This is a genomic window from Pseudomonas sp. WS 5532 (assembly GCF_012985445.1).
GTDB lineage: Bacteria > Pseudomonadota > Gammaproteobacteria > Pseudomonadales > Pseudomonadaceae > Aquipseudomonas > Aquipseudomonas edaphica.
In genome coordinates, this window is record NZ_JAAQWK010000007.1 from 315,044 (window position 1) to 337,738 (window position 22,695).

Here is a 22,695-nt window from a genome sequence, read left to right on the forward strand (position 1 = left end):
TTTCATGCAAGACGTCGTGATTGTTGCTGCCACCCGCACCGCCGTGGGCAGCTTTCAAGGAGCGCTGGCCAGCATTCCGGCACCGGAGTTGGGCGCGGCCGTGATCCGTCGCCTGCTGGAGCAGACCGGTCTGGACCCGGCTCAGGTCGATGAAGTGATCCTCGGCCAGGTACTGACCGCAGGCAGCGGCCAGAACCCGGCGCGCCAGGCCTCTATTCTGGCGGGTCTGCCCCATGCGGTGCCGGCTTTGACCCTGAACAAGGTCTGCGGCTCGGGCCTCAAAGCCCTGCACCTGGGTGCCCAAGCCATCCGTTGTGGTGACGCTGAGGTGATCATCGCCGGCGGCATGGAGAACATGAGCCTGGCGCCGTACGTATTACCCGCTGCGCGCACCGGTTTGCGCATGGGCCACGCCAAGATGCTCGACAGCATGATCACTGACGGCCTGTGGGATGCGTTCAACGACTACCACATGGGCATCACCGCCGAGAACCTGGTGGACAAGTACGGCATCAGCCGTGAAGCCCAGGACGCCTTCGCCGCCGCCTCCCAGCAGAAAGCCGCCGCCGCTATCGAAGCCGGCCGGTTTGTCGATGAGATCACTCCGATCCTGATTCCACAGCGCAAGGGTGATCCGTTGTCCTTCGCCGTGGATGAGCAACCGCGCGCCGGCACCACAGCCGAGTCGCTGGCCAAGCTCAAGCCCGCGTTCAAGAAAGAGGGTAGCGTCACCGCCGGCAACGCCTCCAGCCTCAATGACGGCGCCGCCGCTGTCTTGTTGATGAGCGCCGAAAAAGCCAAGGCTCTCGGCCTGCCGGTGCTGGCGCGTATCGCCAGCTACGCCAACGCCGGCGTGGACCCTGCGATCATGGGCATCGGCCCGGTCTCGGCTACCCGCCGCTGCCTGGACAAAGCCGGTTGGAGCCTGGGTGACCTGGACCTGATCGAAGCCAACGAAGCCTTCGCCGCGCAATCTCTGGCGGTGGGCAAAGAGCTGGAGTGGGATGCGAACAAGGTCAACGTCAATGGCGGCGCCATCGCCATCGGCCACCCGATCGGCGCCTCAGGCTGCCGCGTGCTGGTGACCCTGCTGCATGAAATGATCAAGCGCGACGCCAAGAAAGGCCTGGCCACCTTGTGCATCGGCGGCGGCCAAGGTGTAGCCCTGGCCCTCGAGCGCAGTTGATCTAAAGAGCAACAGGCTAATTGTGGCGAGGGAGCTTGCTCCCGTTGGGCTGCGCAGCAGCCCCTGTCGACAAGAGCAACATGAGAAAAGGCTCGATTCCACGAAAAATCGGGCCTTTTCTTTGCCCGGTTTTCCTGAAAAAACACGATACTCATGTGGGAGCTGGCTTGCCTGCGATAGCGGTGTGTCAGCCAAGCAGTTGTTACCTGATACACCGCTATCGCAGGCAAGCCAGCTCCCACATTTAATCTTCATCGTCAGAGTGAGGTACCGCAAACACCGCATTCGCCCGTGCCACCACCTTGTCCCCCACTTGCAGGCTCACGGTGGCAAACGCCATCTGCCGGCCACGCTTGTGGTGCTCCAGCCGCACCACAATCCACTCCCCCACCTGCACGGCACCCAGGTAGTCCAGGGTCATGCTAGCGGTTATCAGCGGTAACGGCGGTTCGCTGGAAAACGCCATCGCATAGCCCATGCCGACATCCGCCAGCGTTGCCAACACCCCACCGTGCACCGTGCCGCGCCCATTGGCGTGGCGGTTGTCGGCACGCAGGCCGATTTCCAGTTGCAACCCTTCACCCCGGCAATACGCCGGACCTAACAGGTCGAGCAACGGGCTGCTGCGTGGCAGCGAGACAAAGCCTTCGGGCACGGTGTAAGTGATCATGGCGAGCTCTTCCTTGGCCAAAACACGAGGTGTACCCCAGCCTCCCCAAGTTCACCATCAAGATCAGCCTAGCCAATGATCAACAATCAGCTAACGCTTCATGCAACGCTGATAGCGCTCATCCACACGCTTGGCAAACCACGCGGTGGTGAGGTTGCGGGTGATCTTCGGACTCTTGAGCACGATGCCCGGCAAAATCGCGCGCGGCACCGACTTGCCGGCAGCCTTGTCGGCCAGGGCAAATACGCGTTTGTAGAGGGTGGTTTCTTCGAAGTCGAGCTGCTCGCCCTTTTCCAGCTGGCTGCGGATGCTGGGGTTGCGCATATCCAGCTTCGCGCCCAGGGAACGCACCGCCAACTCGGTGGTGCCGGGCAGCAGTGAGCCATAACGAATCAGGTCCCCATCCAGCGCCAGTTCGGTGCCGCTGACTCGGCTGACAGCAGCCTGGAACGCGGCATTGCGGCTGGCATACCACCCCGCGTTGAAATCGGCAAAGCGGTACAGCGGCTGGTCGTAGCTCACCGGGTAACCGAGAAGATGCGTGATACCGAAGTACATGCCGCCACGACGGGTGAAGACTTCGCGACGAATTGTGCCATCCACGGTGTAGGGATAATCGCGGGCGTGTTGCTGCGCAAAATCGATGCTGACCTGCATGGGGCCGGCGGTGTGCACCGGGTTAAAGCCGCCGAACAAGGTATTACCCAGTGGCACCATGTTGATGAAATCGTCAAAAATGCCGCTCAAGTCCTTCTCTGTGCGCGCGGCATTCAGGCGCTCGGCGTAAGTCTTGCCGGTCGGCGAACGCAGTTGCAGCGTGGTACGCACCACAAAGGCCGGCACATGGACCTTGCCGGCGCGGCGCAGGATTTCATCCTGGGCGATCTTGCCCATGTTCGGCACCGGCGGGTCTACCTGATAGGTGGACTCTTGCTCGGTCACCGCCAGCACGGCGCAGATATTTTCGCTGCTGGGGTAGATTTTCTGGGTGTCGAAGGCGGTGTAGATGTCTTTGGCCCAGCCGTTGCGGTCCGCCACCGTGGCCGGTAACAGCCGCACAATCTGCGCCTTCACCTCGGCCTCGCTGCGCTCAGGCTGCTGCGGGCCGCGTGGAGTGGAGCAGCCGGCCAGCACCAGCAAGGTGGTGAGGCACAGGATCAGGCGGCTTGAATACATGGGGTTTCCTTGAATAACGACGGGCCGGTTGTGCGGATATCGACAGGTAAGTCTAACCGGGGTTCGCCGACCTGTTGCACTCGCCAGTTATCACTGAACGTGACAGGATCGGTCATCGACCATTCGTACAAGGAGTTTGAATGCCATGCTCAGCCTGAACTTCTTCGTCACCTGCCTGATCGTCGTGCTGATCCCCGGCACTGGGGTGATCTTTACCGTGTCCACCGGCCTCACTGCCGGCAAGCGTGCCAGCCTGTTCGCCGCGTTGGGCTGTACTGCCGGGATCATTCCCCACTTGCTCGCATCGATATTGGGCCTTTCCGCCCTGCTGCATACCAGCGCCCTGGCCTTTGAGGCGTTGAAATTCGCTGGGGCGGCCTACCTTTTGTATCTGGCCTATGCCACCTGGCGTGACCGCTCGGCCTTCGCCATGAGCGACACACCAGCGGTCGCGACTGCACGCAGCCTGATGCTGCGCGGCTTTCTGCTGAATATCCTGAACCCCAAGCTGACGATTTTCTTCCTGGCCTTCCTGCCGCAATTCGTCACCCCCGGCAGCACGGCGCCCGCTGTGCAGATGCTGGTACTAAGTGGCGTTTTCATGGCGATGACGTTTGCGGTGTTTGTGGTGTACGGCCTGCTGGCCAATGTGTTTCGCCGTGCCGTGATCGAGTCACCACGGGTACAGAATTGGTTGCGCCGCAGTTTTGCCGCAGCCTTTGCGGGGTTGGGGTTGAACCTGGCGTTTGCGCAGCGCTGACAAGAACTAGCGAAACCTCCTACCCAACACCCGGATAAGCTCTACAGATCCTTCCTGAAAACCGCTGCAAAGTCCTTCGCCTGATCACACAGTGCGAGGGATTGCAGATGGTTTTGTTAGTTAGAGCCCAGGCCAAAGGGGCTAGCGCTTGAACCCGGCCATTGGCAGGCTGGCCCTGACCCCAATGGACGTGAAGACGGTCGACGTTGAAAGCGTCTTCCGTGATTTTCGCGAATGCCTGAATACCTTTGACGAATGGGCGTCGAGCTTCTGGAGCTTCTCGGCGCTGGATGTCGAGCAGGTGTTCAAGGTCGGGGATGAGGTGGCGCTGGTCGCCCCGATCAACCGCTCCATCATTCCCAGCAGCACCGTTGCCACGTGCCAGGCCAATGGCACATTGACCCTGGTGCATATGTTCCAAAGCAAGCGCTTCGTGCCTATCGGCAATACGCCGGTGGTGCTGCAACGCGTCGATCCCAACGGCGGCCCATTGGGCGAGCCGATCCACCACACCATCGGCCCCAGCGGCATTCTCGAAATCACCGAGTGTGATCGTAATCAATCGTACCGAATCAGTTTTTATCCCGATGTTTCCAAAGATCACGTCAAGGCACTGTACGCGTCTTATCAGACAGTGATTGCGGGGTTGGAAGAGCGCCTGCGTAAAGCGTGGAACGACACCTTCCAAGCGCAGTGGAGAATTTATACCGACGCCAAACCGCTTGATCAACGCAGGATGCTGGAGAAAGCGGCTCTCAATGGCATGGGCACGGCGCTCTACACCCTTTGGGACAACTTGACGCAGTTGTTTGACATGTTGGCGGACATCAAACCCAACAGCGAAAAGTTGCTCAAGTACATCTCCCAGGCCGAGCTTGATGAGCTGCTGACACTCAGCAATGACGCGATCGCCAACGGCCTGCTGGTACTCAGCGATGAGCCGCTGTTGTTCATTTACGTGTCGGCGATGGTCAGCTGGATGCGCCTGCTGCCGCCGCAAGACATGCAGGAGCTGATGGGCGAAATCACCGGCGAGGTGTTGATCAACTTGCTGTTGATTCGGGCGACGGCGGGCATGGGCGTGGCAGTACGCCTGGGCACTCAAGTCCTCGGGCACATCAAGTCCGGACGGGCGCGGAGTTTGCTCGAGTTGCTGGCAAAACAGCATGTGGGGCCGACGTTGGAGCCACATGTAGCGGCGGTTAAACCCTTGTTGCTGAGCAGTGCCCCGACGCCGATCAAGACCGTGCCGGTTGCGCCGCTGAAGGCTGGGGATCAGTTGGTTGCCAACCCGGTGCCGGCGGTGCGCGGCAAGACGCAGCAGACCGCGTTGGTGCGCCAGGAACCTGTGGATGATGTGCCGGCTTCGGGCAAGAACCTGAACGGCGATGCGGCGGCCCCTGCGGACAAAACCGTCACCCACGGTTGCCCCGTTTCGATGGTCACCGGCGAGGAATTGCTGACCCTCACCGATGGCACGTTGGACGGGATTTTGCCGTTTGAGTGGACGCGGGTGTATCGCACCAGTGCGGTGGAAGTCGATTGCGGGTTGGGGTTTGGCTGGAGCCATTCGCTGGCGCAGCGGCTTTCTGTTTCCGGTGATTCGGTGGTGTGGACGGATCATGAGAACCGCCGTACTGAGTTTGTGCTGCCCTCCGCTGCTCGACCGGCGATTACCAATAGCTTGGCTGAAGCGGCGATCTTTTTGGGTGACCTGCCCGATGAACTGGTGCTGGCCCAGGCGTCGCGGTTCTACCACTTTCAAGAGGGTGTGCTGACCGCCATCAGCGATGCGTATGACAACCGGTTGCGGGTTTTCCGCGATCGTTTGGGGCGGGTTGAACGGCTGGATAACGGTGTAGGTCGCTCGCTGTTTTTGCGTTATGAATTGGGCCGCATTGTGGCGGTGGACTATCAGGTTCATCGCGCCAAGGGGCATGAGCCGTTTGAATGGGTCACCGAACAGAGCATTGTTTCCTACGCCTATGACGACCTTGGCCGACTGGTTTCTGCGACCAATGCTGTAGGCGAAAGCGAGGTTTATCGGTACGACGAGCAGCACGTCATTCTTGAGCGTGGGTTGGCCGGTGGGGCGAGCTTCTTTTGGGAATGGGAACGGGCTGGCAAGGCGGCGCGGTGTGTTCGGCACTGGGCCAGCTTCTCGCAGATGGATACGCGGTATGCCTGGGGCGATGACGGCCGTGTCACGGTGCATAACGCTGATGGCAGCCGGGAAGTGTATGTCCACGATGACCGTGCGCGACTGGTGCAGCGCATTGATCCGGACGGTGCTGAACACTTCAAGTCTTATGACGATAAGGGCCGGCTGACAGTCGAGCAGGACCCGCTTGGGGCGGTGACGGCGTATCAGTACGACGACGCCGGACGCTTGGTGGCGATGTTTCCGGGGGATGACGAGCCGACGTCCTACGAGCATGACAACGGGTTCGTACGGGTCGTAAGGCGTGGTCTCGCCGTCTGGAAATATGAGCGCAATGATCAGGGCGACGTCACGCGTAAGACGGATCCTGACGGCAATATCACGGACTATAGCTACAACAAATATGGGCAACTGACGGGGGTTTGGTTTCCCGATAACAGTTGCCATCGGCTGGTCTGGAATGAGCGCGGGCAGCTGCTTGAGGAGCTGCTGCCCAATGGGGGTATCAAGCGTTATCGCTATGACGATCTTGGTCGTCAGATCACGCGGGAAGATGAGCACGGCAAGCTCACACAGTACCAACGGGACGCTGCCGGGCGCCTGCGAAAACTGACCCTTCCAGGCGGCGCGACGCGCGAATACAGCTACAACGCCTACGGAAAAATTACCGCCGAACACGACGAACTCGGCCACGTCACCCGTTACGAATACGCCGACGGCCTGCACCTGATCAGCCGCCGAATCAACGCCGATGGCACCCACGTCAAGTATCGCTACGACAATGCGCGCCTGCTGCTGACCTCGATCGAAAACGAGGCAGGCGAAACCTACCAACTCGATTACCACCCCAATGGCCTGATCCAGCAGGAAATCGGCTTTGACGGCCAGCGCACGGCTTACGTGTATGACCTCAACGGCAACCTGGCGGAAAAAACCGAACACGGCGACGACGGCAGTCAGCTCGTTACCCGTTACAAGCGAGACCACGCCGGGCGCCTCGTAAGAAAAACCCTGCCGGACGGCAATGTTGTCGACTATGCCTACGACCGCCAAGGCAACCTCCTAAGCGTCGACGACGGCCACTGGGCGCTGGCCTACGAGTACGATCCACAAAACCGCCTCACCGCCGAACACCAAGGCTGGGGCACCTTGCGCTACGGCTATGACGCCTGCGGCCAACTGCACAAACTGCGCCTGCCAGACAATAACCGCCTCACCTTCAACCACGACAAAGGCGGCCACCTTTCCACCGTCGAGCTGAATGGCGAAACCCTCACCTCCCACCTGTTCAAAACCGGCCGCGAACACCAACGCCAGCAGGGCCAGCTCCTCAGTCACTACCACTACGACGACCAAAACCGCCTGCACGCCCACGCCGTCAGCCAACAGCAACACACGCTATACCAACGCCAATACGACTACGACAAAACCGGCAACCTCACCCGCCTGCTCGACACCCGCAAAGGCGAACACCACTACCACTACGACCCCCTCGCCCGCCTGACCCGCGCCGACCACTCGCAAGACGTACAGGAACGCTTCGGCCACGACCCGGCTGGCAACCTGCTCATGCAAGACCGCCCAGGCCCGGACATCGTGGCGGGGAATCGGTTGATGATCCAGGGCGATCATCAATATGACTACGACGCCTTCGGTAATTTGATCCGCCAGCGGCGTGGCAAGGGTCATAAGCTCGTCACCGAGTACCGCTACGACTGCCAGCATCGGTTGATTGGTATTACCCAACCCAATGGGCAAACCGCCAGCTATCGCTATGACCCGTTTGGACGGCGGATCAGCAAAACCGTTAACGACATAACCACGGAGTTTTTCTGGCAAGGCGACAAGCTGGTAGCCGAACACCACGCGGACTGCCATCGCAGTTACCTCTACGAGCCAGACAGTTTTCGGCCGCTAGCACTACTGGAAGGTTTTGGCCCAGAAGACACCAAGCCCTTCCACTACCAACTCGACCACCTCGGCACGCCGCAGGAACTGACAAATCCCGAAGGCGAAATCGTCTGGTCCGCGCACTACCGCGCCTACGGGGAAATCGCCCGCCTCGACGTCGGAAAAATCGATAACCCGCTGCGCTTCCAGGGCCAATATTTCGACGCGGAAAGCGGGCTGCACTACAACCGCCATCGCTACTACAATCCAGATATTGGTCGTTACCTGACGCCGGATCCGGTGAAGCTGGCGGGTGGGATTAACGCGTACCGGTATGTGCTCAATCCTACTGGTTGGGTGGATCCGTTAGGTTTGAACACGTGCCCTGAAAACAGCGGCTGCAAACCGTCACTAAGCATTGATGATCCCGCTGAACAAGCATCTATAAAGAAGATAGAACCCGGAACGCCCACTCCGCAGCAAAATGAAGACTATCTTTATCGCGGAGATAAAGCATCACCTGACGAGGTATTCAAAAATGGGTTTAAGAGCAAAGGAGACAGTGAGGACCTATACTTGCACGCTGTCGACAGTGATGACCCTGCAAGCAACTTCATAAGTACTTCACCTTCGCGAGCGGTAGGAATTATGTTCGCTACAAGTTACGGCACTAAAAAAGGCTACTTATATACACTCAAAAGCATTGAAGGCCACGATATAAATTTGGAGCTAGGAAAGCAAACGCCTTATCCAAAAGAAAAAGAATTTGCCATCCATCACATTATAAATTCAGAGGACATTCTAGGCGCTACACCAGTAAAAGCCGATGGAAGCTACGTAGGCTACTCAATTCCAAACCCAAATAGGAAATAACATGAAAACGCAAAAAATACAGGTGATCATCAACGAACAAAAAGCAGAAGTGACAGTAAAATATGACCCTGGAAAACTTACGATGACGTTTTCAGAGGCTGAAAGCTTTCAGAAAACTTATGAAGGAAGGGATATGTATGCTTGTCTGGCTAAAATTCGAGCAGAATTCCCCCATATAACCTTTCTATGCAAAGGCGCAAAGATAAATGTAATGCCTTCACGAATGGCATCTCAAATGAGCGCTGGGCTAGTTGCCTATGAAATGAATTTAGGCAAGCAAGCTACCAATGAAGATATCGTCCGCATCTTTGATTATGAAGAAGAGAATCTAACGAACGACCCAAAAGAACAAATCGACTTCTTTAAAAAATGGCTGGCATCATTGGGTGCCCAAGACTATGAAAAATTCAACTGAGCGTGATCGCAAAACATCACAGAGCACTGCACCTGTGACGAGCAACCTCACTCGCCACAGGCCCACAACCCAAATTCAAATCCCAGCCAACGCCAAATCCATCGCAAAATACGTAAAAATCAAATCCGCGCCAGCCCGCTTGATCGACCCCAACGTCTCGCGCACCACCCGCGCCTCATCAATCGCCCCCGCTTGGGCGCCAAACTTGATCATCGCGTATTCGCCACTCACCTGATACGCCGCCACCGGCAAGCGCGAGGCTTCGCGAATGTCGCGGATGATGTCGAGGTAGGCGCCAGCCGGTTTGACCATCAGCGCATCGGCGCCTTCCTGTTCGTCGAGCAGGGATTCGCGTACGGCTTCGCGGCGGTTCATTGGGTTCATCTGGTAGCTTTTGCGGTCGCCCTTGAGGGCGCTGCCGCCGGCTTCGCGGAATGGGCCGTAGAGGGCCGAGGCAAATTTGGTGGAGTAGGCCATGATCGGGATATGGGTGAAGCCCGCGTCGTCCAAGGCACGGCGAATGGCCTGGACCTGGCCGTCCATGGCGGCCGACGGTGCGATGACATCGGCACCGGCGCGGGCGGCGGCCACGGCTTGTTTGCCGAGGTTGACCAGGGTCGCGTCGTTGTCGACGTGGGCACCGTGCATCACGCCGCAGTGGCCGTGGTCGGTGTATTCGCAGAAGCAGGTGTCAGACATCACGATCATGTCCGGCACGGCGTCCTTGATGATCGAGGACATGCGCGAGACCAGGCCGCGCTCTTTCCAGGTGTCGCTGCCGTTGGCGTCCAGGTGGTGGGACACACCGAAGGTCATCACCGACTTGATCCCGGCACGGGCATAACGCTCGATTTCACCGGCCAGTTTTTTCTCAGGAATACGCACCACGCCCGGCATGCTGGTAATCGGCACAAAGTCGTCGATTTCTTCTTCGACAAAAATCGGCAGTACCAGGTCGTTGAGGGTGAATTCGGTTTCCTGGAACAGGCCACGCAGCTCCGGGGAGCGGCGCAGGCGGCGAGGACGGGCTTGGGGGAACTGGCTGGTCATGGCTTTCCTGGATAGCGGCAGAATAGTTGGGGCAAAAGCTTATGCCCCTTGGCCCCCGCAGCACAAACGCCCAGGGGCCAATAGTGTATTGCGTGGGCCGTAACAATATATTGATCTAGAGCTGGACTCGCCCTTCGATGCACGCCGCCACTGCGCCGCCCACCCAGATTTCATCACCTTGGCGCTCCACGTGAATTCGCCCGGCACGCCCAATCGCGGTGCCCTGGCTGACCACATACCGCTCGGGCGCGAGGCCTTCGGCCAGCAACCATTGGGCAACACCGGCATTCAAACTGCCGGTGGCCGGGTCTTCCTGGGCGCCGTCACCGGCGATAAAAGCGCGCACTTCAAAGTGGGTGTCCACCTCGTCACGCGCCGGGTCACAGGGCGCGATGACGCCAATGGCCAGGCCGTGCAATTGCGCGTAATCGGGCTGCAAGGCCAACACCTGCTCGCGGTCGGCCAGCATCACCGCCAGCCAGTCCGCGCCGTTATCCACCCACTGGCTGCGCACAATGGCCTCAGGTGCCAGGCCCAACCCCAGGCGCACGCGCTCCAGCAGGGGCGCTTCCACCGGCCCTGTGCGCAACAACGGTGGTGCAATAAACGCCAGTTCATCGCCTTGGCGACGGACACGCACCAGGCCGATTTCGCACTCCTGGATAATCTCCTCACCCTTGGGCACGCCGCCTGCCTGCAGCCACGCATGGCAACTGCCCAGGGTCGGGTGCCCGGCGAACGGCAGCTCTTTAAGCGTGGTAAAAATTCTTACCCGATAATCCGCCCGAGGGTCACGCGGCGTCAGCAAAAACGTGGTCTCGCTGAGGTTGGTCCAGTTGGCGAAGTCGGCCATTTGCTGGTCCGTGAGGCTATCGGCGCCGAGCACGACCGCCAAGGGGTTGCCCTTGAGCGAAACCCGGCTGAACACATCCAGTTGCTTGAAATCGAAAGTCGGCATGTCTTAGCTCGGAATACTCAGGCCACGAATCACCGCCGGGCGGGCGACAAAACCGTCCAGTGCACGCAACACATTAGGGAAATCAGCGATGCCAACCAAGTCGCCGGACTCGTAGAAACCGATCAAGTTGCGGATCCATGGGAAGGTGGCAATGTCGGCGATGCTGTATTCATCACCCATGATCCAGGTGCGGCCCAGCAAGTGTTTTTCCAGCACGCCGAGCAAACGCCGAGATTCGGCGGCGTAGCGATCACGTGGGCGTTTGTCTTCGTATGCTTTGCCGGCAAACTTGTTGAAGAACCCGACCTGACCAAACATCGGGCCGATACCGGCCATCTGGAACATCAGCCACTGCAGGGTTTCGTAACGGGTGGCCGGGTCTTCGGAGAGCAACTGGCTGGTTTTTTCCGCCAGGTAAATCAGGATCGCCCCGGACTCGAACAACGCCAGCGGCTGACCGCTCGGGCCATTGGGGTCGATGATCGCCGGGATTTTATTGTTGGGGTTCAGGGACATGAACTCCGGTGACAACTGGTCCTGGGTCTCGAAACTGACCTTATGCGCTTCATAAGGCAGGCCCAGTTCCTCCAGCATGATCGACACTTTGACCCCATTGGGCGTGGGCAGCGAATACAGCTGCAAGCGCTCCGGGTGCTGGGCGGGCCATTTGCTGTTGATCGGGAAAGCGGCAAGTGCGTTCATCGGGAAGTCCCCAGGCTCAAAGTCCCCATGATAGCCACCTGCACGCCGTCCTGCATGGGTCATCATTGCGCAACATAGCCGCGCTATGGTGCGCGCAGGCGAACCAAAGAGCCGATTCATACTCTTAACTGCGCCATGACGGTGAAAGGAAGACACCCCGTAACAATCACAGGTTAAACCGCAGCACGCTGGATGCGTCGCTGGGGCCAGGCTTGCCCGCCTTAATCGCTGCACTGAAGACTCGAACCTACAATGACAATCAAGCCTCTGTGCCTTGCGCAACGTCTTAAACGTTATGCCTACATCATGTTGCCGCTATTGCTGGTGGGCGGCGCCATCGGCCTGACCCTGGAGTCGCGAATCAGCCGCGCCGCGCCGGTGGACGGTGTGCAAACCCTGGTGTTCCTGCGCCACGGCGAAAAACCCGTCGGCGGCCTCGGCCAGCTCAATTGCCAGGGTTTGAACCGCGCGATGAACCTGGCCACCGTGCTGCCGGAAAAATTCGGCAAGGCCAACTACGTGTTTGCGCCCGACCCGACGCGCAATGTCGAGGAAGGCGAGCACGATAATTCCTACAGCTACATTCGGCCCCTGATGACCATCAGCCCCAGCGCCATCAAGCTTGGCCTGCCGGTGAACATCAAGTTCTCCGCCAATGACACCCACGACCTCGCCGATGAGCTGGTGGAAGACAAGTACCACAATTCCATCATCTACACCGCCTGGTCACACGGTTATTTGCCGGAGCTGATCAACCGGGTGGCCAGTGAAGCCTCGGGTGAAAAACACACCATCACGGACGATTGGTCGGGCGGCGATTACGACACGCTCTATGTACTGACACTGACCTGGCACAACGGCAAGGCTTCGCTGCTGAGCCGCAACTACAAGCAAGGCCTGGATAACGGCCAGCAGACATGCCCGGATGCAACCCAAGTGAGCGCGGATATCTGAAGCCCTGCAGATAGAGCCCACGCTCCCGCGTAGGAATTCACTCCGTAACGCTCAACTTTCACCCTGGGCGAGGTTCAGGTGCTGGGGCCAGCGTCGCGACGCAGAGCGTCTCAGCCTGCATTCCCACGCAGGAGCGTGGGAACGATCGGTAGTAGGCGCGTATGATGCCCCGCTATTGAATCATCTGCGGACCTGCACCATGCCCAACCTCATCTCCACCCAGCCCAACCGGGGCTGGTCGTTCTGGTGGAAACCAGCGCTGTTCATATTGGTGGCCTGCATCGGCCTCTATTACGTGAAGTGGTCGCCCTACTACCTCAAGGCCTTTGTCGCTGCGGATAACCACAGCATCGGCGCCTCGATTCTCAACGATCAGCAAAGCTCACCCTTGGCCGCGGCACTGGCCTATGCTCAGGTGTATTTCCTGGCGATCTGGAAAGCTGCCGTATTGGCGGTGATTCTGGGGTCACTGCTGCAAGTGTTGATCCCCCGCGACTGGCTATTGCGCCTGTTTGGCCGCGCCGGGCTGGGTTCGACCCTGCGTGGCGGGCTGTTCGCCTTGCCGGGGATGATGTGCAGTTGCTGCGCGGCCCCGGTGGCAGCGGGCATGCGCCGTCAGCAGGTGTCGGTGGGCGCGGCGCTGGCCTTCTGGATCGCCAACCCGGTGCTGAACCCGGCAACCTTAGTGTTCATGGGCTTTGTGCTGGGTTGGGGCTTTACCGCGTTACGCCTGGTGGCGGGGATTGTGCTGGTGGTGGGCGTGTCGCTGGTCGCACAACGCATTGCCCGTCCCGACCATGTGCCGGAAGCGGCACTGGACGCAGTGGCTGACGCGAGTCAGACCGAGTCGCAGCCATTTTTGAGCCGGTGGCTGCGGACCCTGTGGCAGCTGTTCTGGAGCACGATCCCGATCTATATCGTCGCCGTGCTGATTCTGGGCGCCGCGCGGGTGTGGCTGTTTCCCCATGTCGACGGGGCCATGGCCAATAGCCTGGTGTGGCTGGTACCGCTGGCCATCGTCGGCACGCTGTTCGTCATTCCTACGGCAGCCGAGATTCCTATCGTACAAACCATGATGACATTGGGCATGGGCACCGGCCCGGCCGTGGCGTTGCTGATGACCTTGCCCAGCGTGAGCCTGCCGTCGCTGTTGATGCTGCGCAAGGACTTCGACGCGCGGGTGCTGGTGACGGTGGCCGGGCTGACCATGCTGGTGGGGGTGGTGTGTGGGCTGATCGGGGCGGTGATTCTTTAGGCTTTGTTGTGGGGCTTAGGGCCTAATCGCAGGCAAGCCAGCTCCCACATGTTGATCTGTGAATGCAGTCAAATGTGGGAGCTGGCTTGCCTGCGATGAGGTCCTCAAACCCACCGCATCACCCCCGCCTGGCACCCCGCTCGCGCAAGTACGCCACCACCGCGCCCTGCTCCCCTGCAAACTCGATTCGCGCGCCTTTGCTTTCACGCTGGAACGCATACATCGGGTCGTAATACTCGCGCAACAGGCCTTCGATCCACACCCGGTGTAAATCCACAGCACCGCTGCGCGCCTGCTCTGCCAGGGCATCTTGCAAAATGGCCTGCAAGCGCTGGAAGCGTTCGCCACCCAGGCGCTTGTGGATGTTGGCCAGGCTCTGGGTCAAGCGCTCGGCAAACAACGCCTGCCCGCTTTCGCCAAACACCGCGATAAATTCGGCGCAAAGATCAACCACGTAATCGCGCAGAATCCGTTCGACGCGGCCTTCAACACTGTCTTGCAGCCACACCATCGGGAAGGTCTGCATGCCCTTATGCAACGGCAACGGCAGTGCACAGCTGCCGATCATGCGGCTTTCGTCCTCGACCACAAACTGTTCGATACCGCCCGTGCGTTTCTTCAGCAGGTCCACCGCCAGGCGGTTCTCAAAGTCGATGTTGGACGGTTGCGCCGTGGCGCGCTTGCCGAAGCTGGAGCCGCGATGGTTGGCGTGCCCTTCAAGGTCCAAGGCATTGCGCAACTGGCTCAACACCTCGGTCTTGCCGGTCCCGGTCATGCCGCCGAGCAAGACGAAATCACACTCGGCCGTCGCTTGCTCCAGGGTTTCCAGCAGAAAGGTGCGCATGGCCTTGTAACCACCGCCGACGCGGGGATACTCGATACCCGCTTCGGTCTTCAACCATTGCTGCACGATCTGCGACCGCAGCCCGCCGCGAAAGCAGTACAGGTAGCCGTCGGGGTTGGCCTGGGCGAATTGCGCCCAATGCTCGATGCGCTCGGCCTTGATTGCCCCGGACACCAACTCATGCCCCAGCACGATGGCCGCTTGCTGGCCCTGCTGTTTGTAGCAGGTGCCGACCCGCTGGCGTTCGTCGTCGGTCATCAGCGGCAGGTTGACCACGCCGGGAAACGCCCCCTTGGTGAACTCGATCGGCGCGCGGGTATCCATCATCGGCCGGTCGTTGAGGAAGATGTCGCGGTAGTTGGTGATGTCAGTTGCCATCAAAACACCTCTACCGCGTGGGTCTGTCGCTCAACCAGTGCGCCGATTGGCTCAAGGCTCAGGCCCAGTTCTGCGGCCACAGAGTGAAACTCGGCGTCGCCCTCCGGGGTAACGGCGATCAGCAGGCCGCCGCTGGTCTGTGGGTCGCACAGCACGCGCTTGTGCAGTTCCTGCAGACGCCCCAGCTTGCTTGAATAGCTGTCGAAATTACGCAAGGTGCCACCGGGCATGCAGCCTTGGTCCAAGTAGTCCTCGATTCCGGCCAGGCGTGGGACTTTGGCATATTCGATTCGGGCGGTGAGACCACTGCCGTCGGCCATTTCCACCAGATGACCCAACAGGCCGAAACCGGTGACATCGGTCATGGCCGTTACGCCGGCCAACTTGCCAAAACGGCTGCCAGGCTTGTTGAGCGTGCACATCCAGTCACGGGCCAGGCCGATGTCCGCCTCGCGCAATTTGCCCTTCTTCTCGGCGGTGGTAAGGATGCCGATGCCCAGCGGTTTGGTCAGGTACAGCTTGCAACCCGCGGTGGCGGTGTCGTTGCGCTTCATATGGCGCTTTTGCACGATGCCGGTCACGGCCAGGCCGAAGATCGGCTCCGGCGCGTCGATAGAGTGCCCGCCGGCCAGCGGAATACCGGCGGTGTCGCACACCGAGCGGCCGCCACGGATCACTTCGCGGGCTACTTCCGGCGCCAGCACATTTACTGGCCAGCCCAGAATCGCAATGGCCATCAGCGGGTCGCCGCCCATGGCGTAGATATCGCTGATCGCGTTGGTGGCGGCAATACGGCCGAAGTCGAACGGATCATCGACAATCGGCATGAAAAAGTCGGTGGTGGAGACCACGCCGCGTTCGTCGTCGATGGCGTACACCGCCGCATCGTCACGCGAGGCGTTGCCCACCCACAGGTTGGGGTCGAGGTTCTGTGCGCCGCTGCCGGCGAGGATCACTTCCAGCACCTGGGGCGAAATCTTGCAGCCGCAACCCGCGCCGTGGCTGTACTGGGTGAGGCGAATCGGCTCGTTCATGGTGGACCTCAAGGTATCAAGTGGGCCGATTCTAACAGACAGCAAAAAGCCGGCTGGGCTCTTGTGAGCACAGCCGGCTTTTTGCTTCAGCGCTTACGGGCGGGCTGCGAGCAAGCGTTTGTGACGGTTACGCCGGGCAATGTTCAGGCATTCGATCACCGCCGAGAACGCCATGGCCGCATACACATAGCCTTTTGGCACATGGGCGCCGAAACCTTCGGCGATCAGCGTCATGCCGATCATGATCAAGAAGCCCAGGGCCAGCATCACCACGGTCGGGTTGTCGTTGATGAACTTGGCCAACGGCTCGGCCGCCACCAGCATCACGATCACCGAGACCACCACGGCGATGATCATGATCGGCAAGTGCTCGGTCATGCCCACGGCGGTAATGATGCTGTCGATGGAGAACACCAGGTCGAGCAACAGGATCTGCCCAATCGCGGCGGCAAAGCCGATGGCCACGGTGTTGCTGACGCTGGCTTTCTCCTCGGGCTCCGGGTCCATGCTGTGATGGATCTCGGTGGTGGCCTTCCACACCAGGAACAGGCCGCCGGCGATCAGGATCATGTCCTTCCAGGAAAACGCCTGGCCGAAGATTTCAAACACCGGCGCGGTCAGCTGCACGATAAACGCGATGGTACTCAACAGACCCAGACGCAGGATCAACGCCATGCTGATGCCGATACGCCGCGCTTTGGCCCGGTGTTTTTCGGGCAGCTTGTTGGTGAGGATCGAGATGAATATCAGGTTGTCGATGCCCAGCACGATTTCCATGACGATCAAGGTGGCCAGTGCAACCCAGGCGGTCGGGCTGGCGGCCAGTTGTAAAAGGTAGTCCATAGGTCAGTCCTGACGTTGTGCTGGGAAATTAAGCTTCTTTACGCTGGGTTTCAGATTCTTTTTCGGCCTGCTCAGCGTCTTTTTCAGGTTTGATCAAACCTTGGGTCGCTTCACTCAATGCCTGCTCGGCGGCCTTGTGGGTGTCATCGATGGCTTGTTTGGCCGATTCGGTGGCTTTGCCCAGCACCTGCTGCGCGCTCTTTTCGACTTGATCACAGCCGCTGATCATCACCAATGAAAGCGCAAGGACGGACGCCGCGCCCAGGGAATTGAGTTTCATCATGTTTTCCTCGTTAGAACCATTGGGTCCAAATAGTGGCCCCTCGATAGCGAGGCATTCTATGCAGCTGAACAGTTCAGTAAAATTCGTATTTTTCTCACGTATACTTCGGTTTTTACGAAGTGTAGACCGCCATGCTCAATTATCGACAATTGCATTACTTCTGGGTGGTGGCCAAGACCGGCAGCATTGTGCGCGCCTGTGAGCAACTGAACCTCACGCCGCAGACCATCAGCGGCCAGATCAGCCTGCTGGAGCAGACCTTTGGTATCGCCCTGTTTCAGCGTGTCGGTCGCCAATTGGAACTCACCGAAGCCGGGCGACGGGCCTTGCCCTATGCCGAGCAGATGTTCCAGACCGGTAACGAGCTGGAAGCCATGTTGCGCGCAGCACCCGACGAACAGCAGATCCTGTTTCGGGTCGGGGTCGCGGATGTGGTGCCAAAATCCATCGTTTATCGGCTGATCGCGCCGACCATGGAGTTGAGCGAGCCGATGCGCATCACCTGCCGCGAAGACAAACTCGAACGGTTATTGGCCGACCTGGCGATCCAGCGCCTGGACCTGGTGATCTCCGACAGCCCTATGCCCACGCATCTGGACATCAAAGGCTACAGTCAGAAACTCGGGGAGTGCGGCATCAGCTTTTTCGCCACCCAGGCATTGGCGGACCAATACGGCGGCGATTTCCCACACTGCCTGCAGGGCGCGCCGTTATTGATTCCGGGTGCGGAGACGGTGGTGCGCAGCCGCTTGCAGCGCTGGTTTGCCGAGCAGCAGATCCAGCCGAAGATCATCGGCGAGTTCGACGACAGCGCGTTGATGCAGGCGTTTGGGCAGTCGGGCAGCGGGATATTTATCGCCCCCAGCGTGATCGCCGATGAGGTGGTGCGCCAATATGGCGTGGCGCTGATCGGCCAGACCGATGCGGTCACCGAGTCGTTCTACGCGATCTCGGTGGAACGCAAGATCAAGCACCCCGGCATCGTGGCGATTACCGAAGGGGCGCGGCGCGAGCTGTTTACCGCCCTGCCCTGACGGCAAGGTGTGGGAGCTGGCTTGCCTGCGATAGCATCACCTCGGTCTTACTGATACACCGAGGTGCCTGCATCGCGGGCAAGCCCGGCTCCCACATAAGCCTGATCCCGTCCCAGCCAGGCTGACTCAGGCGCTGGACGCCATCGGCTGCTCGGCGGTCATCAACCACAGCGCCAGCAGGATCGATACGAGGATAAATCCGGACGCCGCAAACCCCAGGCTGGCAAGGCCAAGGGTGTCGATCACATGCCCACCCACCATTGCCCCCAGGCCAATACCCAAGTTGGCGCCAGCGATATTCAGCGACGCCGCAAACGCCGGGGCGTGGGGCGCGGCTTTCATCAGGCGCACATGGCTGACCAGAAACATCGCCGCTTGGGTCACGCCCCACACTGCCATCGCCGCTGCCAGGCCGAGGGTGGAGTGAATCGCCGGGACCACCGCGACCATGCCGGCGATCATGAACCCGCAAAACACCATGGACGCAATCAGCGGGTGACGATCCACCGCACGCCCGCCGAGGGCGTTGCCGATCAGGCCCACTGCGCCAAAACCCATCAGGCACCAGCCCACCAGCGTGCCGTCGAAGCCGGCCAGGCGCTCAAGGATGTCTGCCAGGTAGGTGTAAGCGGTAAACATGCCGCTGAAGACCAGGATCGACAGCAGGATATGGCCCTGCATCAACGGGTTGCGCAGGAGCTTGAACTGCGAGCGCAGGCTCACCTGATCGTTCTTGGGTGTGGTCACCGGCAGGTAGATAAACAGCAGCAAGGCCTTGGCCAACGCCACCACGGCGAGAATCGCAAACGCTGTGCGCCAGCCGAACATATCGGAGATCAAGGTGCCAACCGGAATGCCGAACACCGTGGCGCAGACAATCCCGAAACCGATCTTTTCAATGGCCCGGCCGGCAAACTCCGGCCCGACGATATCCACCGCTGTTTCACTCGCCAAGGCCCAAAACACTGGCAACCCCAACGCCGGAATCAAGCGCGCCAAGGCCATGACCCAGATGTTCGGCGCCAATGCCGCCACGGTATTAGCCAGCGCAAACATGATCAGGATGCAGATAAACAGGCGCTTGCGCTGGAACCGCGCGAAGTATGCGGTCAGGAACGGCCCGAATGCCGCCACGGTAAACGCGAACAACGTCACCAGCAGCCCGGCCTGGGACACGCTGACGTTCAGGTCGCGGGCGATCGACGGCAGCAGCCCGACAATGATGAATTCTGTGGTCAGCACGGTAAAACCGGCGGCCGACAGCAGCAGGATAGGGAACAACATGAAAACTCCAGAAACGACGACATCAACGACAGCCCGAAGGGCTCGCTGAGGGAGAGGAAAGATGAGAGGCCGCAATCTTAACAGAATAGGCCTTGGCCTGGCCAAACCCTACAGTTGAGGGTGACGGAATGCCGCACCGAAACGGGACGCTTCCTACAGCATGTTAGACTTTGGGCCTGCTTCCTACGTCGCTATGTGCCTGCAATGCTGCGTCCTACTAAAAAAACTAGAGACAACTGTTTATGACTGCTGCCCCTTCCCTGCTGCAACGACTGATGCGCGTCAGCCTGGTCACCCAAATTGTCATCGGCCTGGTGGCCGGTATCTTACTGGCCTTGCTGTTGCCCGAGGCTGCGCGAGCCACTGGTTTTATCGGTAAGGTGTTTGTCACCGCGCTGAAGGCCGTTGCGCCGATTCTGGTGTTTGTCTTGGTCATGGCGTCTATCGCCAACCATAAACATGGCCAGGAAACCCATATCAAGCCAATCCTGTTCCTGTACCTGCTCGGCACCTTTGCCGCTGCCGTCGTCGCAGTGGTTGCCAGCATGCTGTTCCCGTCGCCTTTGGTGCTGGCTACCCATGACGCCACCGTCAGCGCCCCCGGCGGTATCGGCGAAGTGCTGCAAAGCCTGCTGCTGAGCGTGGTGGATAACCCGGTGAGCGCGCTGATGAATGCCAACTTTATCGGCATCCTGGCCTGGGCCATCGGCATGGGCATCGCGATTCGCCATGCAGGTGTTACCACTCGCACGGTGCTCGATGACCTGTCCAATGGCGTCACCCTGATCGTGCGCGTCGTCATCCGCTTTGCGCCGCTGGGTATCTTCGGCCTGGTGGCCTCGACCCTGGCCACCTCCGGTTTCGGCGCCCTGCTCGGCTATGCCCACCTGCTGGTGGTGCTGATCGGCTGCATGCTGTTTGTCGCGCTGGTGATCAACCCCGCCATCGTGTTCTGGAAACTGCGCCGCAACCCTTATCCGCTGGTGCTGATGTGCTTGCGCGAAAGCGGCATCACCGCGTTCTTCACGCGCAGTTCGGCGGCGAATATTCCGGTGAACCTGGCGCTGAGCAAACGCCTGGGCCTGCATGAAGACACTTACTCGGTGTCGATCCCGCTGGGCGCCACCATCAATATGGCCGGCGCGGCGATTACCATCACCGTGTTGACCCTGGCCGCCGTGCACACGCTCGGTATTGCCGTGGACCTGCCAACCGCCGTGCTGCTCAGCGTGGTCGCGGCGGTATGTGCCTGCGGCGCGTCGGGTGTGGCCGGTGGCTCGTTGCTGCTGATTCCCCTGGCGTGCAGCCTGTTCGGCATTCCCAGCGAGATCGCCATGCAGGTGGTGGCCGTAGGCTTCATCATCGGTGTGCTGCAGGACTCGGCGGAAACCGCGCTCAACTCGTCCACCGATGTGCTGTTCACGGCAGCCGCCTGCCTGGGCAAGGAAGAGCAAACGGCTTAACTATCCAGGCGTAAAAAAGCCCGGGGCGTTCGACAGCAACGATCCCGGGCTTTTTTGTATCTGGATGCTTAGAAAGCGCCCATGTAATCGCGCTTGCCCACTTCCACACCGTTGTGACGCAGCAAAGCGTAAGCGGTGGTGACGTGGAAGAAGAACTGCGGCAGGCCATAGGTCAGTAGGTAAGACTGACCGCTGAAGCGCTTCTCTTTCGGTGTGCCTGGACGGGTGATGATCTCGATGCCTTCCTTGCCGTCGATTTGCTCAGGCTTGATGGTGTCGACAAATGCCAGCACCTTGGCGATCAGTGCTTGCAGATCGGCGAAGGTCACTTCGCTGTCTTCGTACTTCGGCACTTCGATCTCGGCCAGGCGCGCGGAAACGCCCTTGGCGAAGTCGACGGCGATCTGCACCTGGCGCACCAGCGGGAACATGTCCGGGAACAGACGCGCTTGCAGCAAGGCATTGGGTTCGATGTTCTTGGCGGTGGCGTGGGCTTCGGCTTTGTTCAGCACGTCGCTCAGCGCGTTGAGCATTTGCTTGAAGACCGGGATGGAGGCGGCGTACAGGGAAATAGTCATGACAGTCTCACGGTGATGGCAGGGTTTGGAACCAGCGGCGATTATAGCCATGCCTGCGGCTTGTCTTTTATTTTTTCAGGATTAGGCTAGTGAGCTTCACTGCATAGGGAAAGCGCGATGACCGCCGAGCACGACACCGACACCCCTGAGCCGCGCCTGAACAGCACGGAAATCCGCATCCTGGGCTGCCTGATCGAAAAACAGGCGACCAACCCGGAGACCTACCCGCTCACACTCAATGCGCTGGTGTTGGCCTGCAACCAGAAGACCAGCCGGGAACCGGTGACCAACTTGAGCCAGGGCCAGGTCGGCCAGAGCCTGCGGGTGCTCGAGGGCCAAGGCTTTACCCGCCTGGTGATGGGCAGCCGCGCCGACCGCTGGGAGCATCGGGTGGACAAGGCACTGGAGCTGGTGCCGGCCCAGGTAATCCTGATCGGGCTGCTGTTTCTGCGCGGGCCGCAGACCGTCAACGAACTGCTGACCCGCAGCGGGCGCATGCATGACTTTGAAGATGCCGAACAGGTCGTGCACCAGCTTGAACGCCTGATTGCGCGCGGGCTGGCAGTATTGGTGCCGCGCCAGGCAGGGCAACGGGAAGATCGTTATACCCATGCGTTGGGGGATCCGGCGGATATTGAGGCGATCATCGCGGCACGCGGGAGCCCGGTGGAGCGCTCGGCGGGTGGGGTTTCGGTGGAGCGAATCGAAGAACTTGAAGCCAGGATTGCAGCGCTGGAAGAGCGTTTGGCCCAACTGGAACAGGCTTAACTCGATTAAAAATGTGGGAGCAACTGTCTTAACCCACCGTCCGTCAGCGCCATTCTGTACCGTCTCGCAGCATGGCATTTAGTCTGATCAGCAGTATCCGCATGCAGGCGATGAGCGCGACTTTCGCGCTCTTGCC

At 59.9% G+C, this 22,695-nt stretch carries 20 protein-coding genes; 9 read left to right on the forward strand and 11 right to left on the reverse strand.

All coding sequences use genetic code 11. The annotated features are described in order from the left end of the window. The first annotated feature begins 4 nt into the window (after positions 1-4). Positions 5-1,186 carry an acetyl-CoA C-acetyltransferase gene (locus HBO23_RS15105; protein WP_017135010.1) on the forward strand — a complete coding sequence of 394 codons (1,182 nt, stop codon included), beginning with the start codon at positions 5-7 and terminating at the stop codon, positions 1,184-1,186. Positions 1,187-1,430: 244 nt separating this feature from the next. On the opposite strand, the gene HBO23_RS15110 is transcribed toward HBO23_RS15105, so the two are convergent. Both HBO23_RS15110 and HBO23_RS15115 read right to left on the reverse strand, forming a co-directional pair. Further along, entirely contained in the window at positions 1,431-1,856 is a 426-nt protein-coding gene (locus tag HBO23_RS15110; protein ID WP_099547658.1) for a PaaI family thioesterase, read from the reverse strand. 90 nt (positions 1,857-1,946) lie between these two features. After that, the gene (locus tag HBO23_RS15115) at positions 1,947-3,032 is read right to left on the reverse strand and encodes a DUF1615 domain-containing protein (protein ID WP_017134643.1); all 1,086 of its coding nucleotides are present in this window, start codon (positions 3,030-3,032) and stop codon (positions 1,947-1,949) included. A gap of 145 nt (positions 3,033-3,177) precedes the next feature. Between HBO23_RS15115 and HBO23_RS15120 the strand changes: the two genes are divergently transcribed. The 3 genes from HBO23_RS15120 to HBO23_RS15130 all read left to right on the forward strand — a co-directional run bounded on the left by HBO23_RS15120 (position 3,178) and on the right by HBO23_RS15130 (position 9,131). Then, complete coding sequence (locus HBO23_RS15120) at positions 3,178-3,792, forward strand: LysE family translocator (RefSeq protein WP_017134642.1); 615 nt, start codon at positions 3,178-3,180, stop codon at positions 3,790-3,792. Positions 3,793-3,976: 184 nt separating this feature from the next. Further along, positions 3,977-8,716, forward strand: a complete 4,740-nt coding sequence (locus HBO23_RS15125; protein ID WP_170038779.1) for an RHS repeat-associated core domain-containing protein — start codon at positions 3,977-3,979, stop codon at positions 8,714-8,716. Between the two features lies 1 nt (position 8,717). Then, complete coding sequence (locus tag HBO23_RS15130) at positions 8,718-9,131, forward strand: hypothetical protein (protein WP_170038753.1); 414 nt, start codon at positions 8,718-8,720, stop codon at positions 9,129-9,131. A gap of 75 nt (positions 9,132-9,206) precedes the next feature. Here HBO23_RS15130 and hemB read toward each other — a convergent pair whose 3' ends face one another. From hemB to HBO23_RS15145, 3 genes are all read right to left on the reverse strand, one after another. Further along, positions 9,207-10,181, reverse strand: a complete 975-nt coding sequence (gene hemB, locus HBO23_RS15135; RefSeq protein ID WP_069786976.1) for a porphobilinogen synthase — start codon at positions 10,179-10,181, stop codon at positions 9,207-9,209. A gap of 115 nt (positions 10,182-10,296) precedes the next feature. Further along, entirely contained in the window at positions 10,297-11,139 is an 843-nt protein-coding gene (locus HBO23_RS15140) for a PhzF family phenazine biosynthesis protein (protein WP_099550053.1), read from the reverse strand. 3 nt (positions 11,140-11,142) lie between these two features. Beyond that, positions 11,143-11,841 (reverse strand): glutathione S-transferase N-terminal domain-containing protein, encoded by a 699-nt coding sequence (locus HBO23_RS15145; RefSeq protein WP_017137779.1) that lies wholly within the window; start codon positions 11,839-11,841, stop codon positions 11,143-11,145. Between the two features lie 252 nt (positions 11,842-12,093). Between HBO23_RS15145 and HBO23_RS15150 the strand changes: the two genes are divergently transcribed. Both HBO23_RS15150 and HBO23_RS15155 read left to right on the forward strand, forming a co-directional pair. Beyond that, the gene (locus HBO23_RS15150) at positions 12,094-12,795 is read left to right on the forward strand and encodes a histidine phosphatase family protein (protein WP_170038755.1); all 702 of its coding nucleotides are present in this window, start codon (positions 12,094-12,096) and stop codon (positions 12,793-12,795) included. A 199-nt stretch (positions 12,796-12,994) separates the two neighbouring features. Continuing rightward, a complete protein-coding gene (locus HBO23_RS15155) occupies positions 12,995-14,050 on the forward strand; it encodes a permease (protein WP_170038757.1) in 1,056 nt (351 codons plus the stop codon). 118 nt (positions 14,051-14,168) lie between these two features. On the opposite strand, the gene mnmH is transcribed toward HBO23_RS15155, so the two are convergent. The 4 genes from mnmH to HBO23_RS15175 form a co-directional block, all read right to left on the reverse strand. After that, positions 14,169-15,272, reverse strand: coding sequence for a tRNA 2-selenouridine(34) synthase MnmH (mnmH, locus tag HBO23_RS15160; RefSeq protein WP_099550056.1), 1,104 nt, complete (start codon positions 15,270-15,272; stop codon positions 14,169-14,171). Beyond that, positions 15,272-16,306, reverse strand: coding sequence for a selenide, water dikinase SelD (gene selD, locus HBO23_RS15165; protein ID WP_170038759.1), 1,035 nt, complete (start codon positions 16,304-16,306; stop codon positions 15,272-15,274). The genes mnmH and selD overlap by 1 nt, the downstream gene beginning before the upstream one ends. 93 nt (positions 16,307-16,399) lie before the next feature. Beyond that, positions 16,400-17,149: a TerC family protein gene (locus HBO23_RS15170; RefSeq protein ID WP_017134559.1), complete on the reverse strand. Its 750-nt coding sequence runs from the start codon at positions 17,147-17,149 to the stop codon at positions 16,400-16,402. Positions 17,150-17,177: 28 nt separating this feature from the next. Continuing rightward, on the reverse strand, positions 17,178-17,429 hold the full coding sequence (locus HBO23_RS15175; protein WP_017134560.1) for a hypothetical protein: 252 nt from the start codon (positions 17,427-17,429) through the stop codon (positions 17,178-17,180). Between the two features lie 134 nt (positions 17,430-17,563). Between HBO23_RS15175 and nhaR the strand changes: the two genes are divergently transcribed. Further along, positions 17,564-18,466, forward strand: a complete 903-nt coding sequence (gene nhaR, locus HBO23_RS15180) for a transcriptional activator NhaR (protein ID WP_017134561.1) — start codon at positions 17,564-17,566, stop codon at positions 18,464-18,466. Positions 18,467-18,592: 126 nt separating this feature from the next. On the opposite strand, the gene HBO23_RS15185 is transcribed toward nhaR, so the two are convergent. Further along, complete coding sequence (locus HBO23_RS15185; protein WP_017134562.1) at positions 18,593-19,750, reverse strand: MFS transporter; 1,158 nt, start codon at positions 19,748-19,750, stop codon at positions 18,593-18,595. Between the two features lie 242 nt (positions 19,751-19,992). Between HBO23_RS15185 and sstT the strand changes: the two genes are divergently transcribed. Continuing rightward, on the forward strand, positions 19,993-21,213 hold the full coding sequence (sstT, locus tag HBO23_RS15190) for a serine/threonine transporter SstT (RefSeq protein ID WP_017134563.1): 1,221 nt from the start codon (positions 19,993-19,995) through the stop codon (positions 21,211-21,213). A gap of 68 nt (positions 21,214-21,281) precedes the next feature. On the opposite strand, the gene HBO23_RS15195 is transcribed toward sstT, so the two are convergent. After that, positions 21,282-21,791, reverse strand: coding sequence for a DUF1993 domain-containing protein (locus HBO23_RS15195; protein ID WP_017134564.1), 510 nt, complete (start codon positions 21,789-21,791; stop codon positions 21,282-21,284). Positions 21,792-21,908: 117 nt separating this feature from the next. Between HBO23_RS15195 and HBO23_RS15200 the strand changes: the two genes are divergently transcribed. Continuing rightward, positions 21,909-22,559: a DUF480 domain-containing protein gene (locus HBO23_RS15200; RefSeq protein ID WP_017134565.1), complete on the forward strand. Its 651-nt coding sequence runs from the start codon at positions 21,909-21,911 to the stop codon at positions 22,557-22,559. Positions 22,560-22,695: the final 136 nt, after the last annotated feature.

What these genes read in the sequence shown, in the direction of transcription:
- HBO23_RS15140 (WP_099550053.1), bottom strand. Translation starts at nt 11,139, where the DNA reads ATGCCGACTTTCGATTTCAAGCAACTGGATGTGTTCAGCCGGGTTTCG.
- HBO23_RS15185 (WP_017134562.1), bottom strand. Translation starts at nt 19,750, where the DNA reads ATGTTGTTCCCTATCCTGCTGCTGTCGGCCGCCGGTTTTACCGTGCTG.
- HBO23_RS15175 (WP_017134560.1), bottom strand. Translation starts at nt 17,429, where the DNA reads ATGAAACTCAATTCCCTGGGCGCGGCGTCCGTCCTTGCGCTTTCATTG.
- mnmH (WP_099550056.1), bottom strand. Translation starts at nt 15,272, where the DNA reads ATGGCAACTGACATCACCAACTACCGCGACATCTTCCTCAACGACCGG.
- sstT (WP_017134563.1), top strand. Translation starts at nt 19,993, where the DNA reads ATGACTGCTGCCCCTTCCCTGCTGCAACGACTGATGCGCGTCAGCCTG.
- HBO23_RS15110 (WP_099547658.1), bottom strand. Translation starts at nt 1,856, where the DNA reads ATGATCACTTACACCGTGCCCGAAGGCTTTGTCTCGCTGCCACGCAGC.
- HBO23_RS15130 (WP_170038753.1), top strand. Translation starts at nt 8,718, where the DNA reads ATGAAAACGCAAAAAATACAGGTGATCATCAACGAACAAAAAGCAGAA.
- HBO23_RS15195 (WP_017134564.1), bottom strand. Translation starts at nt 21,791, where the DNA reads ATGACTATTTCCCTGTACGCCGCCTCCATCCCGGTCTTCAAGCAAATG.
- HBO23_RS15155 (WP_170038757.1), top strand. Translation starts at nt 12,995, where the DNA reads ATGCCCAACCTCATCTCCACCCAGCCCAACCGGGGCTGGTCGTTCTGG.
- HBO23_RS15200 (WP_017134565.1), top strand. Translation starts at nt 21,909, where the DNA reads ATGACCGCCGAGCACGACACCGACACCCCTGAGCCGCGCCTGAACAGC.
- HBO23_RS15170 (WP_017134559.1), bottom strand. Translation starts at nt 17,149, where the DNA reads ATGGACTACCTTTTACAACTGGCCGCCAGCCCGACCGCCTGGGTTGCA.
- HBO23_RS15120 (WP_017134642.1), top strand. Translation starts at nt 3,178, where the DNA reads ATGCTCAGCCTGAACTTCTTCGTCACCTGCCTGATCGTCGTGCTGATC.
- HBO23_RS15115 (WP_017134643.1), bottom strand. Translation starts at nt 3,032, where the DNA reads ATGTATTCAAGCCGCCTGATCCTGTGCCTCACCACCTTGCTGGTGCTG.
- HBO23_RS15145 (WP_017137779.1), bottom strand. Translation starts at nt 11,841, where the DNA reads ATGAACGCACTTGCCGCTTTCCCGATCAACAGCAAATGGCCCGCCCAG.
- HBO23_RS15150 (WP_170038755.1), top strand. Translation starts at nt 12,094, where the DNA reads ATGACAATCAAGCCTCTGTGCCTTGCGCAACGTCTTAAACGTTATGCC.
- nhaR (WP_017134561.1), top strand. Translation starts at nt 17,564, where the DNA reads ATGCTCAATTATCGACAATTGCATTACTTCTGGGTGGTGGCCAAGACC.
- hemB (WP_069786976.1), bottom strand. Translation starts at nt 10,181, where the DNA reads ATGACCAGCCAGTTCCCCCAAGCCCGTCCTCGCCGCCTGCGCCGCTCC.
- selD (WP_170038759.1), bottom strand. Translation starts at nt 16,306, where the DNA reads ATGAACGAGCCGATTCGCCTCACCCAGTACAGCCACGGCGCGGGTTGC.
- HBO23_RS15105 (WP_017135010.1), top strand. Translation starts at nt 5, where the DNA reads ATGCAAGACGTCGTGATTGTTGCTGCCACCCGCACCGCCGTGGGCAGC.
- HBO23_RS15125 (WP_170038779.1), top strand. Translation starts at nt 3,977, where the DNA reads ATGGACGTGAAGACGGTCGACGTTGAAAGCGTCTTCCGTGATTTTCGC.